Origin of the sequence: Candidatus Enterococcus myersii (assembly GCF_017316025.1) — a bacterium.
GTDB classification, from domain to species: domain Bacteria; phylum Bacillota; class Bacilli; order Lactobacillales; family Enterococcaceae; genus Enterococcus_C; species Enterococcus_C montenegrensis.
Map to the genome: position 1 here is coordinate 156,687 of NZ_JAFLVT010000006.1, position 15,441 is coordinate 172,127.

The window sequence follows — 15,441 nt, forward strand, 5'->3', positions numbered from 1 at the left end:
TCAGGCAGGATCAAAGGCGGCGTAAACTTTTTTTTAAGATAGTCAGCGCCGCTTCCGGATATTTTTGACTTAAAAGCCCCATTGCCGATAAAAGATAATCTTGGTCAACATACCTTTTTGGATTGATCGGTAGCAATGCATCATCTACTGGCAAAAGCTCATTTTTTACGATTTCTTCAGGGTGTTGACTGTGAACGACAACACCACCAGTGGCAATAATGGTGTTGAAATGTTGAAGATTTTTTCCTTTTTGATAATACAGTGTCCGCGTTGGTGTTTGAACTGCTCTTTTCACACCCGCGTGCCGCTTTAAGGCAAATGTCATACTAGCCTCAGCAAGAAATTGATCAAAATCAATTTCTATTTTTGTTTTTGGAACAAAGGTTGGATGAGTACAGCGATAGTGGCAAGCCGATTTTAAAGCAGATATATTTTCAGGCAGCAAATCTTCTTTTATTTCAGAGCTGCTTAAAAGCTGTTCCAACAAACTTTCAGCTGAAGAGCGCATACCAAGATCACCTTCGACAGTTCTTTTTAAATATGGTTCAGCTAAGCCTTCAAAAAATACATCGTCAGATTGAAAGAGACCAGAACCGACTGAATGGACATCTGTTGTTGCACCACCAATATCTACGATTATTAAATCTCCTAGTCCTGAACAGGTTTTTGTTCCTTCCTTCAATAGTTTTGCAGCAGTTAAAACGGCTGTCGGTGTTGGAATAACAGGTTTATTACTATAAGGAGCAACCTGGTTCAGCCCTTTTGAATGAATAATTTTTTTCAAAAAAACCTTTTGTACAATTTTACGTACAGGGTCAGGATTTAACATATTTATTTGGGGCATAACGTTTTCAGTATAGAAGACATTTGCCCTGTTTTTGAAAGTAGCACTAAGTTGAGCAGTGGCAGCTTCATTTCCGGCTACGATAATTGCAATATCTGAAGGTAATTGTGCAAGTAAGCACGCATTATAACAGATGATTTCCAGATTACCCCCGTTGCATCCCCCAGTTAGCAAGATAACATCGGGCTTTAGCTGATAAATTTCAGTGATTTGATCTAAAGTCAGACGGTAACAATATGTTTTTAAAATCCGGCTACCTGCACCTAACGCGGCTCTTTTGGCTGCTTCGGTAGTTAGGCTTTCTGTTAAACCAATCGCCACCATTTTGAACCCTCCCCAAGCAGATGAACAAAAGTATTCTTCAACAGGTAGTTGATTTTTTTCCCCTATTTTATTAAGTAACTTTTCCTTCCCTTTTTTATAGCACAAATAAAGTCCTTCTTGGCTACTAGTAGGCAGTTTTAGTGTTGCTACAATTATTGCCTCAATCGGATTAACTAGTGTTAGTTTTGTGTAAGTACTCCCAAAGTCAATTAATAAAGCAAGTTTTTGCAAATTTAGCACCTCTTTTTTTGATAAATTCTGTTATAAATAGAAAAAATTTCAGGAGAATAATTAGTTTTTTTTAATCTTTATTTATAAAAAACGAAACACTTCGACTATTAAACGTCAAAAATGATTTCTTATTTAAATATTCAATTTTTATTTCCCATCATTTTTTTAAAGAGGATTTAACCCATTGGCATAATGTCCTCTTGGTTTATAAAGAGCGATTTTTTAAAACGCAGAAATCATTAGCTATAATCCAAAATATTATCTTGTTTTCTATCTGTTTTGGTACAGGTTTTTTAACAAGGTAATTTTATTTTAAAAAATATAGTCAAAAAAAGGTCAAATGAAAAAAATGACAAATAAAATCAATAGATTGATTATCGATTTTTACTTAAAAAAACAGTTGTAGGTTTTATGAAAAAATTATAAAAAGCTGATTTTAACGGCATTTGCAACCGTTTTGAAAGAGTGATAAGCTGATTTTGGCTGATGGAAGCGGTAACAAAGGAGCGCATGTTAAGAATATCTGCTAAGAAAAATAACATGTGTAAAAAAATGCATGAAAGAGTAAAGTAACAAAATAAAAACTGAACGCAACCAAGTTCAAATTTAAGAAGGAGTGTTTTACGATGGCAAAATTAATCGAGTGTATTCCAAATTTTAGTGAAGGGAGAAACCAAACTATAATTGAGGGCTTAGTTAAGATCGCTAAAAATGTAAAAGGGGTTACGTTATTGGATTATTCTTCTGACTCTTCTCATAACCGAAGCGTCTTTACTTTAGTTGGCGATGAAGACGGGATTCAAGAAGTTGCTTTTCAATTGGTAAAATATGCCAGTGAAAATATTGATATGACAAAACACCATGGCGAACATCCACGGATGGGAGCAACTGATGTTGTACCTTTTGTCCCAATTAAAGATGTCACTATGGCTGAATGTATTGCTATTTCAAAAAATGTTGCCAAACGAATTAATGATGAATTGCAAATTCCTATTTTCTTGTATGAAGATTCTGCGACAACTCCAGAACGAAAAAATTTGGCTAAGGTTCGTAAAGGACAATTTGAAAAGATGCCAGAAAAATTATTAGAAGAGCAGTGGGCACCTGATTTTGGAGAACGTAAAATCCATCCTACTGCTGGAGTTACTGCCGTAGGGGCAAGAATGCCGCTGGTTGCCTTTAACGTTAACCTAGACACCGATAATATTGAAATTGCCAATAAGATTGCAAAAATTGTGCGCGGTTCTTCTGGTGGTTGGAAATATTGTAAAGGAATCGGAGTTATGCTGGAAGGACGCAATATTGCGCAAGTTTCTATGAATATGGTGAACTTTGAAGGAACACCGTTATACCGTGCTTTTGAAACGATTCGGTTTGAGGCCAAACGTTACGGCGTTTCGATTATCGGAAGTGAAGTTATTGGTTTGACACCAGCAAAAGCGTTGATTGACTGTGCGGAGTACTATTTGCAAATTGAAGAATTTGATTATGACAAACAAGTTTTAGAGAACCATTTGTTGAATTAGGAGGATTATTATGAAACTCGTTGATATGCAGTTAAAAGAATTTGTTAACGTCCTTGGTTCTGATGCACCAGCTCCCGGAGGTGGCTCTGCTTCTGCTTTAGCGGCTGCCCAAGGAATTTCACTAACAAAAATGGTGGCAGAACTGACGATTGGTAAGAAGAAATATGCTGATTTTGAAACTGAAATGAAAAATTTACAACAAAAAGCAGCTGATTTGCAAGCGGAATTACTCGTCGCTATTGATGAAGATACTGCGGCCTTCAATCAAGTTTCAGCCGTTTTTGAAATGCCAAAAAGTAGTGAAGAAGAAAAAAAAGAGCGCCGCAGAGCACTCCAAAAAGCCTTGCAAGGAGCCGCAGTTACACCGTTTAATCTGATGGAAAAAATTGTTACAGCCTTAGAACTTACACAAGGAGCTATTGGTAAATCCAATAGCAATGCTGCAAGTGATCTAGGCGTTGCTGCGCTAAATTTGAAAGCAGCACTCCAAGGGGCTTGGTTAAATGTTTTGATTAATCTTTCAAGCATTGAAGATGATGCTTTTGTCTTAAAATACCGAAAAAATGGGGAAAAACTAGTAAAACAAGGAAATAAAATCGCTGATGACATTTATCAAAAAATTATTGAAATCATTTAACGGTTTAAATTTTGTTTGAAGAAAGGAAGTTTGCTACATGGTCTTATCAGATATCGAGATTGCAAATTCAGTCACAATGAAACCAATCGAAGAGATTGCAGAATCTATTGGAATTAACAAAGAAGATTTATCTTTGTATGGCAAATATAAAGCCAAAATTAATAATATTAAAGATTTAGACGGTAAAGATAACGGGAAATTGATTTTGGTCACGGCTATTACACCAACACCGGCTGGAGAAGGTAAAACTACGACGTCAGTTGGCTTAGTAGATGCCCTCACAGCAATTGGGAAAAAAGCTGTCATTGCGCTACGTGAGCCTTCATTAGGGCCAGTTTTTGGCGTAAAAGGTGGTGCAGCTGGTGGTGGCTATGCACAAGTTGTCCCAATGGAGGATATTAACTTACATTTTACAGGAGATTTTCATGCTATTGGTGCGGCAAATAATTTATTAGCGGCGTTATTAGATAATCATATTCATCAAGGCAATGTCTTGCAGATTGATTCTCGTAAGATTACGTGGAAACGAGTTGTCGATATGAATGACAGGCAATTACGGCACATCGTTAATGGTCTGCAAGGACGTGTCAACGGTGTTCCACGGGAAGATGGTTATGATATTACAGTGGCTTCTGAAATTATGGCAATTTTATGCTTAGCCAATGATATAACTGATTTGAAAAATAAACTACGCAATATTATTGTTGCTTATAATTTTGAAGGTGAGCCGATTACAGCCGGAGATTTAAAAGCAGAGGGCGCATTGACCGCATTATTAAAAGATGCGATTCAACCGAATATTGTTCAAACTTTGGAACACGCACCAGCTTTCATCCATGGCGGCCCCTTTGCCAATATCGCTCATGGCTGTAATAGCGTATTGGCGACAAAATTAGCACTAAAATATGCTGATTACGCTGTAACAGAAGCGGGTTTTGGAGCTGATCTTGGAGCAGAAAAATTCATTGACATTAAATGTCGCTTGGCCAACTTAAAGCCAGATGCAGTCGTATTGGTAGCCACAATTCGTGCTTTGAAAATGCACGGCGGCGTTAAAAAAAGTGAATTGGGAACAGAAAATGTCGCGGCGGTTATTGCAGGTATCCCGAATTTGGCTAAGCATTTAGAAAATATTACAGAAGTTTATGGCATGCCAACAGTTGTAGCAATTAATAAATTTCCAACAGATACATTAGAAGAAGTCGCGGCGGTTGAAGAAGCATGTGAAAAATTGGGTGTTGCAGTCGTTTTATCTGATGTATGGGGCAAAGGGAGTGCTGGTGGTAAGGCGTTGGCTGAAAAAGTTGTTGCTTTGGCCGAAGAACCCAACAACTTTAGCTATGTTTATGATTTAGACGATTCAATTGAAGAAAAATTAAATAAAATTGTTCAGAAAGTTTATGGTGGTAAGAAGGTAGACTTAACACCAAGCGCAAAAAAAGAACTAAAAGAGTTAGAACGTCTTGGTTTTGGGAATTATCCCATTTGTATGGCAAAGACACAGTACTCATTTTCTGATGATGCAACGTTGTTGGGGGCGCCAACAGACTTTACAGTAACAATCCGAAATTTAAAAGTATCTGCCGGCGCGGGTTTCATCGTCGCGCTTACGGGTGCGGTTATGACAATGCCAGGGTTACCAAAATCTCCTGCGGCTGAACGAATTGATGTTGATGAAAAAGGAAATATTACCGGTCTATTTTAATGGATTAAAAAGATATAGGGAGATAAAAAATCTCCCTATATCAAATTCTCTTTTAGAAAGTAGTTCAATTTCCAAAATATTGAAAGCGCTTTTAAAAATACAAAATAAGAGGTGAATATTATGCAAAAAGATGTGGAAATCCCAGAGGTATCAGATGTCAAAGACATTGATTCAGCAGAACTGGCAGAAAACGAGAACGCCAAATTTAGTTTGGGAGGCGCAACCTTATACGGCATTAATGCTGTTATTGGTTCAGGAATTTTCCTATTACCCCGAACGATCTATCAAGATTTAGGCCCGGCTTCTTTAGTGGCCATGCTGTTAGATGCTGTTTTAGTTTTGATGTTAGCGGTTTGCTTTGCCGAAGTTGCTGGTTATTTTAATAAAAACGGCGGCGCCTTTCAGTATTCAAAAACCGCCTTTGGTGATTTTATCGGGTTTAACGTAGGAGTTTTAGGTTGGTTTGTTACAATTATCGCTTGGGCTGCCATGGCAGCGGGTTTTGCTAAGTTATTGATTCAAACTTTTCCTGCTTTAGAGGGGAAAAATACACTAATTAGTATTTGTTTGGTTATTTTCTTATCCGTTATTAACAGCATGGGTATTAAAACTTCAAAAATTTTTACAATTGTAATTACCATCGCAAAATTGATTCCGATTATTGCCTTTACACTGATTGCAATTTTCTTTATTAAAAGCGGTATTAATGGGGGCAACTTTACACCATTTTTACAACTAAACCCAGACTTAACGTTATCAAAAGCGATGGCTTCAACATCACTTACAGTCTTTTATGCTTTTATCGGGTTTGAAGCCTTACCAGTCGTTGCTGGTGAAATGCGAAATGCTAAAAAGAATGTACCCAAAGCTATTATTGGTTCCATTAGTATCGTGTCACTACTTTATTTCATGATTATCGCTGGCACCATTGCCATGCTTGGAACAGGTATTTTACAAAGTAATGCACCCGTTCAAGATGCCTTTGTTAAAATGATTGGTCCTGCGGGTAAGTGGATCATCTCTATTGGAGCTTTAATTTTCATAGCAGGGTTAAATATGGGGGATTCGTTGATGATACCTCGTTATGGTGCTTCCATTGCAGATGAAGGTCTTTTACCAAAAGTTATTGCGAAAAAAAATAAAAAGAATGCGCCGATTATTGCCATTATCTTTTCTGGATTGTTAACAATTGCCTTTTTATTGAGTGGATCTTTTGAACAGCTAGCAGAATTATCAGTTGTTTTTCGATTCTTCCAATACATTCCCACTGCATTGGCAGTTATTTGGTTAAGAAAAAAAGATATGGAAAATGTCCCAGCCTTCAAGTTACCATTTGGCCCAGTCATACCAATTATTTCGATTATTGTTAGTATTTGGATGGTAGCAGCTGCAAATCCAATCAACTTGGTTGCCGGTGTTATCGGTGTAATTGTGGCAAGTATTTTATATGTCATTTTGAACAAAAATAAAATGAAACAAGCGAATTAAGTTTGTCTCTTATAAGCTGTATTGCGAATGAGAGAGATTAAAAAGTGAGGGAAAATTATGAAAACCTTAGTTAAAGATCAAAAACAAGATTTTGATAGATCAGCTGTAATTATTTTGGATGGAGCTAGTTTAACCTTAGAAGATGTTGTAGCAGTAGCACGTCACCACGTGCGTTGTGAAATCGCAGAAAGTGCCAAAGAAGCGGTTATTGCATCCCGTAAAATCGTTGACAAAATAGTAGAAGAAAGACGAGTTGTCTATGGGGTCAATACAGGCTTTGGGTCATTATGTAATGTCAGCATCTCTAAAGAAGATACGGTGCAGCTACAAGAAAATTTGATTCGGACTCACTCTTCTGGTTATGGTGAACCATTTTCTGAAGATATTGTACGCGCCATCATGTTAATTCGGGTTAACTCCTTAATCAAAGGTTATTCTGGCATTCGTTTAAGTACAGTTGAAAGTCTGCTAGCTATGTTAAATGCCGGAGTACATCCGCACATCCCAGAAAAAGGTTCATTGGGAGCTTCTGGCGATTTGGCACCATTGGCTCATATGGTTTTACCATTATTAGGTCTGGGAAAAGCATACTACGAAGGAGTTTTATACCCTGGTAAAGAAGCAATGGAAAAAGCAGGGTTACAAATTATTCAACTAAGTGCTAAAGAAGGACTAGCGTTTATTAACGGTACGACCGTGTTGAATGCAGTCGGTGCTTTAGCAACTTATGATGCTATTGAATTATTGAAACTCTCAGATATTGCCGGCGCACTTTCTTTAGAGGTTCATGATGGGATTTCTAGTCCATTTGAAGAAGATTTGCATACAATTCGTCCTCAAAGCGGACAACTAGCGACGGCCCGTAATATTCGCCGTTTGATTGAAGATAGTCAATATATCACAGAGGCAACACCAGATCATGTGCAAGATCCATATACTTTGCGTTGCATGCCACAAATTCACGGTGCTAGTAAAGACTCGATTGCCTATGTGAAAGAAAAAGTAGAAATTGAAATTAATTCTGTGACCGACAATCCAATTATTACGCGTAGTGGTGAAGTAATTTCAGGTGGGAATTTCCATGGGGAGCCACTAGCACAACCATTTGATTTCTTAGGAATTGCAGCAGCTGAAATTGGAAATGTTTCAGAAAGACGGGTTGAGCGGCTAGTCAATCGACAGTTAAGTAAATTACCATCTTTTCTAGTAAAATATCCAGGTTTAAATTCTGGCTTTATGATTACACAATATGCATGTGCTTCATTAGTTTCTGAAAATAAAATATTGGCGCATCCGGCAAGTGTAGACTCAATTCCATCTTGTGAAAATCAAGAAGACTTTGTCAGCATGGGGACAACAGCTGCACGAACAGCATTAGAAATAGTGAAAAACTCACGTCGTGTGGTAGCGACTGAGATTATGGCAGCTTGCCAAGCGTTGGATATTAAAGGTTATCAGCATGGATTGGGTAAAGGAACCCAAGTAGCCTATGATGCTTTTAGACGTAATGTATCTTTTATCGAACATGATAAAGATATTGAAATGTATGATGAATTGAATAAAGCAACAACCGTTTTAGAGGCTGGAGATTTCTTAAAAGAAGTTGAAAAAAATGTTGTATTAGATTTGCAGTTTGATTAAGTCAGTTTTTCTAAATTGATTTGCAATATTGCATCAGTGATAAGATCGTTCACCTCATAAAAAAGGATGTTAAGTAAGTCATGACACATTTCAAAAGAAAAGAAGTCTGGCAAGAAATGGTGACAAAATTAACAGTTATCCTTATTTATGCCTTCTTATATTCCTTGGCGCTAAATATTTTTTGGCAGCCAGGGAATATTTATGCAGGCGGGCTAACTGGGATTGCTCAAATTCTAGCAACTATATTTTCGAGCCGTCACATTGCTTTGCCTATTTCTATTATCTACTATTTATTGAATGTCCCCATGTTTATTCTTGCTTGGTTTAAAATCAATCGAAAATTTGTGTTGTATACGATTATTTGTGTAACGGTGGCTTCCTTTGCAATTCACATTGTTCCAAGCACGACATTGACAACAGATCCTATTATTTGTGCAATATTTGGTGGCGCTATTAATGGTTTTTCATTAGGGTTGGCTTTAAAATATGGGCTTTCAACGGGTGGTATGGATGCACTTATTATTACCATTCGGCAAATAACCGGTCGCAGCATTGGTGTTATTTCTATTATTATAAATGGCATTATCGTCTTAATTGCTGGCTACTTATTTGGCTGGCCGTATGCTTTTTATAGTGTACTATCAATTTTTGTAAGCGGGAAAGTGACAGATTTAGTTTATGTGAAGCATAAAAAAGTCCAAGTGACAATTATCACGCAAAAACCAAATGAAGTAATTCCAGCCTTGCAAAAGAAACTCAGCCGTGGGATTACCATCATCCCTCATGCATTAGGCGCCTATAATCAAGAAACACAAACAATTTTGATTTTAGTTATTACGACTTATGAAATGGAAATTTTGGATCAGATTATGAAAGAAGTAGATAACCGGGCATTTGTCAGTGTAGCCCAAGATATTAAAATTCTTAGTCAGTTTGAAGAATTGGACATTGTGTAAGCTGTTGGAGGTAGTTTCAAAGTGTTAGAAAAGAAGTTAAAAAAAGATTATTTTACGACGAAATGGGCAGGGGGCGTTACTACCGAAATTTTAATTGCGCCGGCAGCAAGTAGCTTGGCACAACGAGATTTTGATTATCGTATTTCAACAGCGACTGTTACGGACTCTCCATCTAATTTTTCAAATTTTACCGGGTATGAACGAATTATTCTGTCTTTAGACAAACCTATTTCGTTGCAGCAAAAAAATAACGTTATAGAACTTGCACCTTTTGTACCTTATCGCTTTGACGGAGGTGTCGCGATGAAGAGTCTAGGTAAATGCCAAGATTTTAATGTGATTTTTAAGAAGAATAATCATGTTTGGGTAACGCTATTGCAAAATGGTGCAGCGCAGGATTTGATTATCGAGGGAGAAAATATTTTATCTGCTCTCCAAGATATTAAGGTGAGACTGATTGCTCGGAGCAAAAAGCAAGAAATTTTATTACAAAAAGGTGAAACACTTCTTATCAGGCAAGAACAGTTTGAGCAGATACAAATAATAGCGCAAAAAAAGTCTTTAATGGTAGAAAAGACGGCTATTTTGACGCAGATAAAAAAGAAAAAAACAGAGTAGGAGATAGAGCGTTAAGTGTCAAAAGGATGGGATGTTGCCTTTTGGACGAAGAAGCGTATTCACGATTCTATCTTCGCATTCGCTGCATGAATAAATTATGTAGCAGCTCTATTTAAGGAGATGCACGGAAAATGATAAAGAAGAAAATAGATGCACATTTTATTGCAACAATGGGGTTATTAATTGGTCTAATGGTAGTATTGTCGCAAATACTCGGTTTTGAAACACAACTGTTAAAAATTACCTTTGATTTTATTCCTGAAGTTGTCATGGCAAGTTTATTTGGTCCTTTTTGGACAGCTGTAGGTGCTTCAATTGCAGATATTATTGGTAATACGATACTAGGAAAGGCCCCTTTTTTTATTGGTTTTACCTTGAATTCTTTTATTGCGGGTTTAATATATGGTTACTTTTTTTATAAAAAGCCCATTACAGTTAAAAATGCTTTTTTATGTGTGTTGTGCAATACATTATTAATTAGCTTGTGCTTAACACCGATTTGGTTATCTATGATGTATGGTATACCTTTAACGGATGCTAAACTTTGGGGGATACGTTTGCTTAAAGCGGTTATTATGCTACCTGTCCAAACGGGATTAATTGTATTTTTTGGAAATGCACTTCCTTTTAAACGTTTCGCAAAAAGTATGGTATAAGCGCAATTTTAAGGTTGTTTATCAGATGTGGAGATGATTTTTAATGTTTGAAACTGGAGAAGAAGCGATAGAATGGATTCATTCTCGTAAAAAATTTGGTTCACGCCCAGGACTGATACGAATTAAGAAATTGCTGAATTTAAGTGGCAATCCTGAAAAAAATGTCATAGGAATTCACATTGCTGGAACAAATGGGAAAGGTTCTACGGTTACGTATTTACGCTGTCTATTAGAAACGCAAGATATTAAAGTCGGGACTTTCACGTCACCGTATATTGAAAGCTTTTACGAAAGAATTTCAATTAATGGACAAGCAATATCAGCGGATGATTTTGTTAAGTTAGCCAATAAATTCCGACCGTATATAGAACAGATGGATGGCTGTCCTTCTTACCAGGGAATAACAGAATTTGAAATTTTGACGGCGATGGCTTTTGATTACTTCAAAGAGCGTGTGGATGTCGCAATTTTTGAAGTAGGCATTGGGGGTTTAATGGATAGTACAAATGTTTTTACGCCAATTTTGACGGCTATTACTACAATCGGCTTAGATCATACTGATATTTTAGGGGAGACAGAAGAAGCGATTGCCAAGCAAAAAGCGGGTATTATAAAACGAGGTGTCCCCATTGTAACGGGAAATATTGCTTCTGGTCCCCTGCAAGTAATCTACCAAACTTCTCTTAGACAAAAAGCTGATTTATTTAGACAAGGAAAGTCTTATCAAGTTCAGTATGTTTCAAGTGATAACTTACAAGGTGAAAACTTTCATTTTCAAAATGAAGATTACTATTTTACTAACTTGAGAGTTCCGTTATTAGGAAAATATCAGGTGGAAAATGCCGCTGTTGCAATTCAACTATTCTTGTTATATTGTCAGCAACAAGGAAGATTTGTAAATAAAAAAACGATTATAAAAGGGCTAGATCACGCGCTATGGCCGGGGCGGATGGAACGAATTAGTACAACGCCGAATATTATTATTGATGGGGCCCATAATCCCCACGCTGTAAAGCAATTTGTCAAAACGGTTAACGAAGAGTTCCAGTACGGAAAAAAATACATTTTGTTTTCGGCACTTACAACAAAAAATATTAAGGAGATGCTAAATGAGATTCAATCTATCTCACAGGCAGAGCTGGCATTGACGACCTTTGCGTATCCCAATGCATTAAAGATGGGCAGTAGTTTTAACCACGGAGATAAGCAGATAACTTATTATCCAGATTGGCAACGCGCAATACAAGAAATAATAACAAAAATGACTCCAGCAGATACTTTGTTTATTACAGGTTCTCTTTATTTTGTGGCACAAGTAAGAGATTTTTTTAAGAATAAACAGGTAGAACAAGCTGTTTATTCTTAACACGATATATTTAGGAAAGCTTTAAGACAAAAGCAAACGTAAATTTTGTCTTAAAGCTTTTTTTTTTGGATAAAAAGGAACGCAAAGTAATAAGAAAGTTTTACAAGTGTACAGTGCAATAAAAAATATCTCTAGTTGGCTTTAGCATTTACATAGTCATTTTTCCCATTCTTTTGTACAATTTTAGTGAGGCGTTTTTAAAATTATATTATGTATTAAAAGTGTAGTTTCACACATTTTGTTTGACGCACGAGCTAGGTTTAAAGAAAGGATTTTTTTTATGCTGATTGGGATTATTTATTTTGTGGTGATTGTTTTAGCCAATACGATTGGCGCGGTTTCTGGTATGGGCGGCGGCGTTTTGATAAAACCAATTTTAGATTTAATTGGGGCCCATTCGGTGGCAACAATTTCATTTTATGCGACAGTGGCAATTTTTGTTATGAGCTTTGTCTCTACTTGGCGGCAGGTGAAAAAAGGAAGTGAGATAAATTTTCATCTAGCGGGCTATGTGGCAGCAGGTTCCATCGTGGGGGGGATTTTAGGCAACTTGGCTTTTGAGTTGTTACTCGCACTTTTTGCAGAGGAGTCTTCTGTTAAATTAATTCAAATTGCGCTGACGCTTGTCACGCTGATTTTTGCTTTATTGTACTCTTGTTTTGACTGGAAACATTACCGTTTAAAAGAAGGAAAATGGTATGTCATAGCTGGTTTAGTGCTGGGTTTTTTGGCTAGTTTATTAGGAATTGGCGGCGGCCCAATCAATGTGTCGTTACTGATGCTGCTATTTTCCATGCCAATCAAACAAGCAACCCTATACTCGATTACGACAATCTTCTTTTCCCAATTGGCAAAACTTGTCACGATTGCTTTTGCCACTGGTTTTGGGCGCTTTGATTTGAGTATGCTTTTTTATGTGATTCCTGCTGCTATTTTAGGGGGAGTTTTAGGGAGTCAATTAAGTAATATCCTTTCTGCCAAAAAAGTCACTCTCGTTTTTCAAAGCTTGATTGTAGTGGTACTCTTAATCAATTTGTATAACGGCTGGCAGATTGTGGTGGAATAATCCTTTTAAGATTAAGTTATTCCTGATAGGAAGAATTTGTTCGGCTACACAAAAAATATAACAATTATTTTTTATTTGAAAATAAAACTAATTTTCAAATTGTATTTTCATAATATTAATGTTGTGCTAATATTATAATATCGAAAAAGAGATTTATAAGTGATAAGTCTCTTTTTTTTTGAGAAAATTTGAAAATATAAGGACAAAAACATCATTTTACTAATTAAAATATATTTGTCCAAATAATATAATTAAATAGTCTAGAATAAACTAATCGTTTTCCCATTTTTAAACATGCCTAATTTAAATTATCAACAAAATAAACTACTAAAATAAAAACTTTGTTTAATAACTATACAAGATTGTTCTGTAGGAAAGGAGCGAGAAATGCAAGCAAATGATCTATTGATGGACGATGACCGATACAAATGGTATTTGCTCCAATATTTAGAATTAAATAAAAATGCCCATTGCACTATTGACCAGCTTGGAGATATTTTGGAGGTTTCTCGTTATAAGTTGGAAAAGTATTTACAAGAACTTTGTGATGAGTTACGGGAAAATAACTATCTTGCTTCAATTGAACTGCTTGAAACTGGTGAGATTGAGGTGAAACAATTAACACATTCAATTGTAAAAAAAATGCGACTTATTTTACTTGAGCGAAGTTTGATATATCAAATTTTTCATTGTTATGTGACAAAAGAAACCAGCTTAGATAAGCAAATTGAACTGTTGCATGTTAGTCGTTCTAGCACCTATCGATTATACAAACGATTAAAAGAATTACTGCATGATGAAGGTTTTGAGTTAAAGAAAAATCAGTTGATTGGAAATGAATTTGCAATCCGCAGTTTTTTATTTGGATTATATTATGAGATTTTTAATGGGATAGCCAGTCCCTTTGAAAAAGAGATTCAAAAAGAAGCAAAGGAAATTTTTCATCATTTAGAACATTACTTAAACCTCTCATTACCTAAAACGAAAGAACACAAATTACTATTTTTTATAAGTATTTCTTTGATTCGTTTAAGGAAAGAACATTTGCTTGACCAAGAATATATTGTCTATGAGAAAAGCGCTGTAACAGACTATTTAGATAAATGGTTGGGAAAACATTTTATGTTGACATCAGTAGGAAAACGGCAAGAAATTGCTGCATTACTGCTATTTTGTCAAATGATGGAAATCGATTTGCAACAGGAACTGGTTTTTACCTCGCAAAATGAAAATGAAGAAGCTGAGAGAATCGTTGCTGAATTTTTAGAATTTCTTGCAGTCAATTCTCGTTTTGAGCTTTCTTATTTAAAAAAAAATAAGCAATTAGTTGATGGATTACTAAGAATTAATCGACATTGGCTAATTTATCATTTAAGAGAGTCAACATTTGTCACCAAAGTTCAACGTCGCTACTTTCAAGAAATCAATCCTAAGCTAGATGACTTGATTCAAACCTTCATTGAAAAAATTGGACAACGTGGCCTTTTTCACTCGCATCAAGAGCGAAACAAATTGTATTATGATTATTTATTCTTTTTAATAACTCAAATTTCAGTGGAAGAATTGGAGGAGCCAGTTTTTATTTGTATCGATTTTTCTCATGGTAGTAGTTATAACGCATATATTCAAATGATGTTACGTTCACTGCAAAGTATGAATATCTGTTATGAAAATAAGCTAAGTACAAAAACTCAGATTTATTTGTCCGATTTTTTGATTGACAACCTACCCTGTTTACAAATGATTTGGAAACGACCGCCGACACCAGATGATTGGGCGGAATTTGGCCACCTATTGATAAAAGTTAAAGGAGATGCCTATGCATAGAAATCTGTTGGTTGCCCTTGCTCTTCCTTCTATAATGTTCTATCAATCCAGTAATCCGTTTTTATACAGTAACGATAAGTTAATTACGCAAGAAGAACAAGAAATGCTGACCTTTGATTTGAGCGAAACGGGGAATACATTGGTTATTTCCAATGATCGGCTAGAAGAACCCGTGATAGAAGAGACGTATCAGCAAGTTGAGCTAGGCCAAGTGACTAATCAAACGAGAGTAGATTCACTTATAGATGATTGGATAGAGGAAAAGGCAGATAAAAATGATCTATTAGATGGGGCATTTTTGGAAAGAGAAGGTGAAATTCCACGCACAGGCAGGCAAACACAATTATCGCTAAATAAAAAGAAAAATCACGATGCGTTAGAAATGATTGAACGAAGAATCAGTGACTTACCCTTCGTTGAACCACATACTAACAAAAATAATGCATCTGAACTGGCACGTATGTTAGCAAGTATGTCAGGAACGATTCTATATGGTACCAAACAACAGTCAAATAATTGGCAAGAATATATTACATTTTAAAAGGAGATGAAAATA

13 protein-coding genes and 1 riboswitch are annotated in these 15,441 nt (G+C 36.1%); of the genes, 12 read left to right on the forward strand and 1 reads right to left on the reverse strand.

Annotated elements, in window-relative coordinates:
- Nucleotides 1-10: 10 nt before the first annotated feature.
- Nucleotides 11-1,408 (reverse strand): methylaspartate mutase accessory protein GlmL, encoded by a 1,398-nt coding sequence (gene glmL, locus JZO76_RS04645; protein WP_347401454.1) that lies wholly within the window; start codon nucleotides 1,406-1,408, stop codon nucleotides 11-13.
- A gap of 617 nt (nucleotides 1,409-2,025) precedes the next feature.
- Here glmL and ftcD point away from each other — a divergent pair.
- The 12 genes from ftcD to JZO76_RS04705 all read left to right on the forward strand — a co-directional run bounded on the left by ftcD (nucleotide 2,026) and on the right by JZO76_RS04705 (nucleotide 15,426).
- Nucleotides 2,026-2,925: a glutamate formimidoyltransferase gene (gene ftcD / locus JZO76_RS04650; protein ID WP_206903010.1), complete on the forward strand. Its 900-nt coding sequence runs from the start codon at nucleotides 2,026-2,028 to the stop codon at nucleotides 2,923-2,925.
- A gap of 10 nt (nucleotides 2,926-2,935) precedes the next feature.
- Nucleotides 2,936-3,562: a cyclodeaminase/cyclohydrolase family protein gene (locus JZO76_RS04655; RefSeq protein ID WP_206903011.1), complete on the forward strand. Its 627-nt coding sequence runs from the start codon at nucleotides 2,936-2,938 to the stop codon at nucleotides 3,560-3,562.
- A 37-nt stretch (nucleotides 3,563-3,599) separates the two neighbouring features.
- On the forward strand, nucleotides 3,600-5,267 hold the full coding sequence (locus tag JZO76_RS04660; RefSeq protein ID WP_206903012.1) for a formate--tetrahydrofolate ligase: 1,668 nt from the start codon (nucleotides 3,600-3,602) through the stop codon (nucleotides 5,265-5,267).
- Nucleotides 5,268-5,387: 120 nt separating this feature from the next.
- Nucleotides 5,388-6,755 carry an APC family permease gene (locus JZO76_RS04665; protein WP_242595780.1) on the forward strand — a complete coding sequence of 456 codons (1,368 nt, stop codon included), beginning with the start codon at nucleotides 5,388-5,390 and terminating at the stop codon, nucleotides 6,753-6,755.
- Nucleotides 6,756-6,812: 57 nt separating this feature from the next.
- Nucleotides 6,813-8,396, forward strand: coding sequence for a histidine ammonia-lyase (gene hutH, locus JZO76_RS04670; RefSeq protein WP_206903013.1), 1,584 nt, complete (start codon nucleotides 6,813-6,815; stop codon nucleotides 8,394-8,396).
- Nucleotides 8,397-8,476: 80 nt separating this feature from the next.
- A complete protein-coding gene (locus tag JZO76_RS04675) occupies nucleotides 8,477-9,352 on the forward strand; it encodes a YitT family protein (protein ID WP_206903014.1) in 876 nt (291 codons plus the stop codon).
- Between the two features lie 21 nt (nucleotides 9,353-9,373).
- On the forward strand, nucleotides 9,374-9,970 hold the full coding sequence (locus JZO76_RS04680; RefSeq protein ID WP_206903015.1) for a HutD family protein: 597 nt from the start codon (nucleotides 9,374-9,376) through the stop codon (nucleotides 9,968-9,970).
- Nucleotides 9,961-10,057, forward strand: a riboswitch (THF riboswitch). (Overlaps the previous gene by 10 nt.)
- 47 nt (nucleotides 10,058-10,104) lie before the next feature.
- The gene (locus tag JZO76_RS04685) at nucleotides 10,105-10,626 is read left to right on the forward strand and encodes a folate family ECF transporter S component (RefSeq protein ID WP_206903069.1); all 522 of its coding nucleotides are present in this window, start codon (nucleotides 10,105-10,107) and stop codon (nucleotides 10,624-10,626) included.
- A 43-nt stretch (nucleotides 10,627-10,669) separates the two neighbouring features.
- The gene (locus JZO76_RS04690) at nucleotides 10,670-11,992 is read left to right on the forward strand and encodes a bifunctional folylpolyglutamate synthase/dihydrofolate synthase (protein ID WP_206903016.1); all 1,323 of its coding nucleotides are present in this window, start codon (nucleotides 10,670-10,672) and stop codon (nucleotides 11,990-11,992) included.
- Nucleotides 11,993-12,275: 283 nt separating this feature from the next.
- The gene (locus JZO76_RS04695; protein ID WP_206903070.1) at nucleotides 12,276-13,058 is read left to right on the forward strand and encodes a sulfite exporter TauE/SafE family protein; all 783 of its coding nucleotides are present in this window, start codon (nucleotides 12,276-12,278) and stop codon (nucleotides 13,056-13,058) included.
- Between the two features lie 387 nt (nucleotides 13,059-13,445).
- Nucleotides 13,446-14,885, forward strand: coding sequence for a helix-turn-helix domain-containing protein (locus JZO76_RS04700; RefSeq protein ID WP_206903017.1), 1,440 nt, complete (start codon nucleotides 13,446-13,448; stop codon nucleotides 14,883-14,885).
- Nucleotides 14,886-14,919: 34 nt separating this feature from the next.
- Nucleotides 14,920-15,426, forward strand: a complete 507-nt coding sequence (locus tag JZO76_RS04705) for a hypothetical protein (protein WP_242595782.1) — start codon at nucleotides 14,920-14,922, stop codon at nucleotides 15,424-15,426.
- The last annotated feature ends 15 nt before the right edge of the window (nucleotides 15,427-15,441 follow it).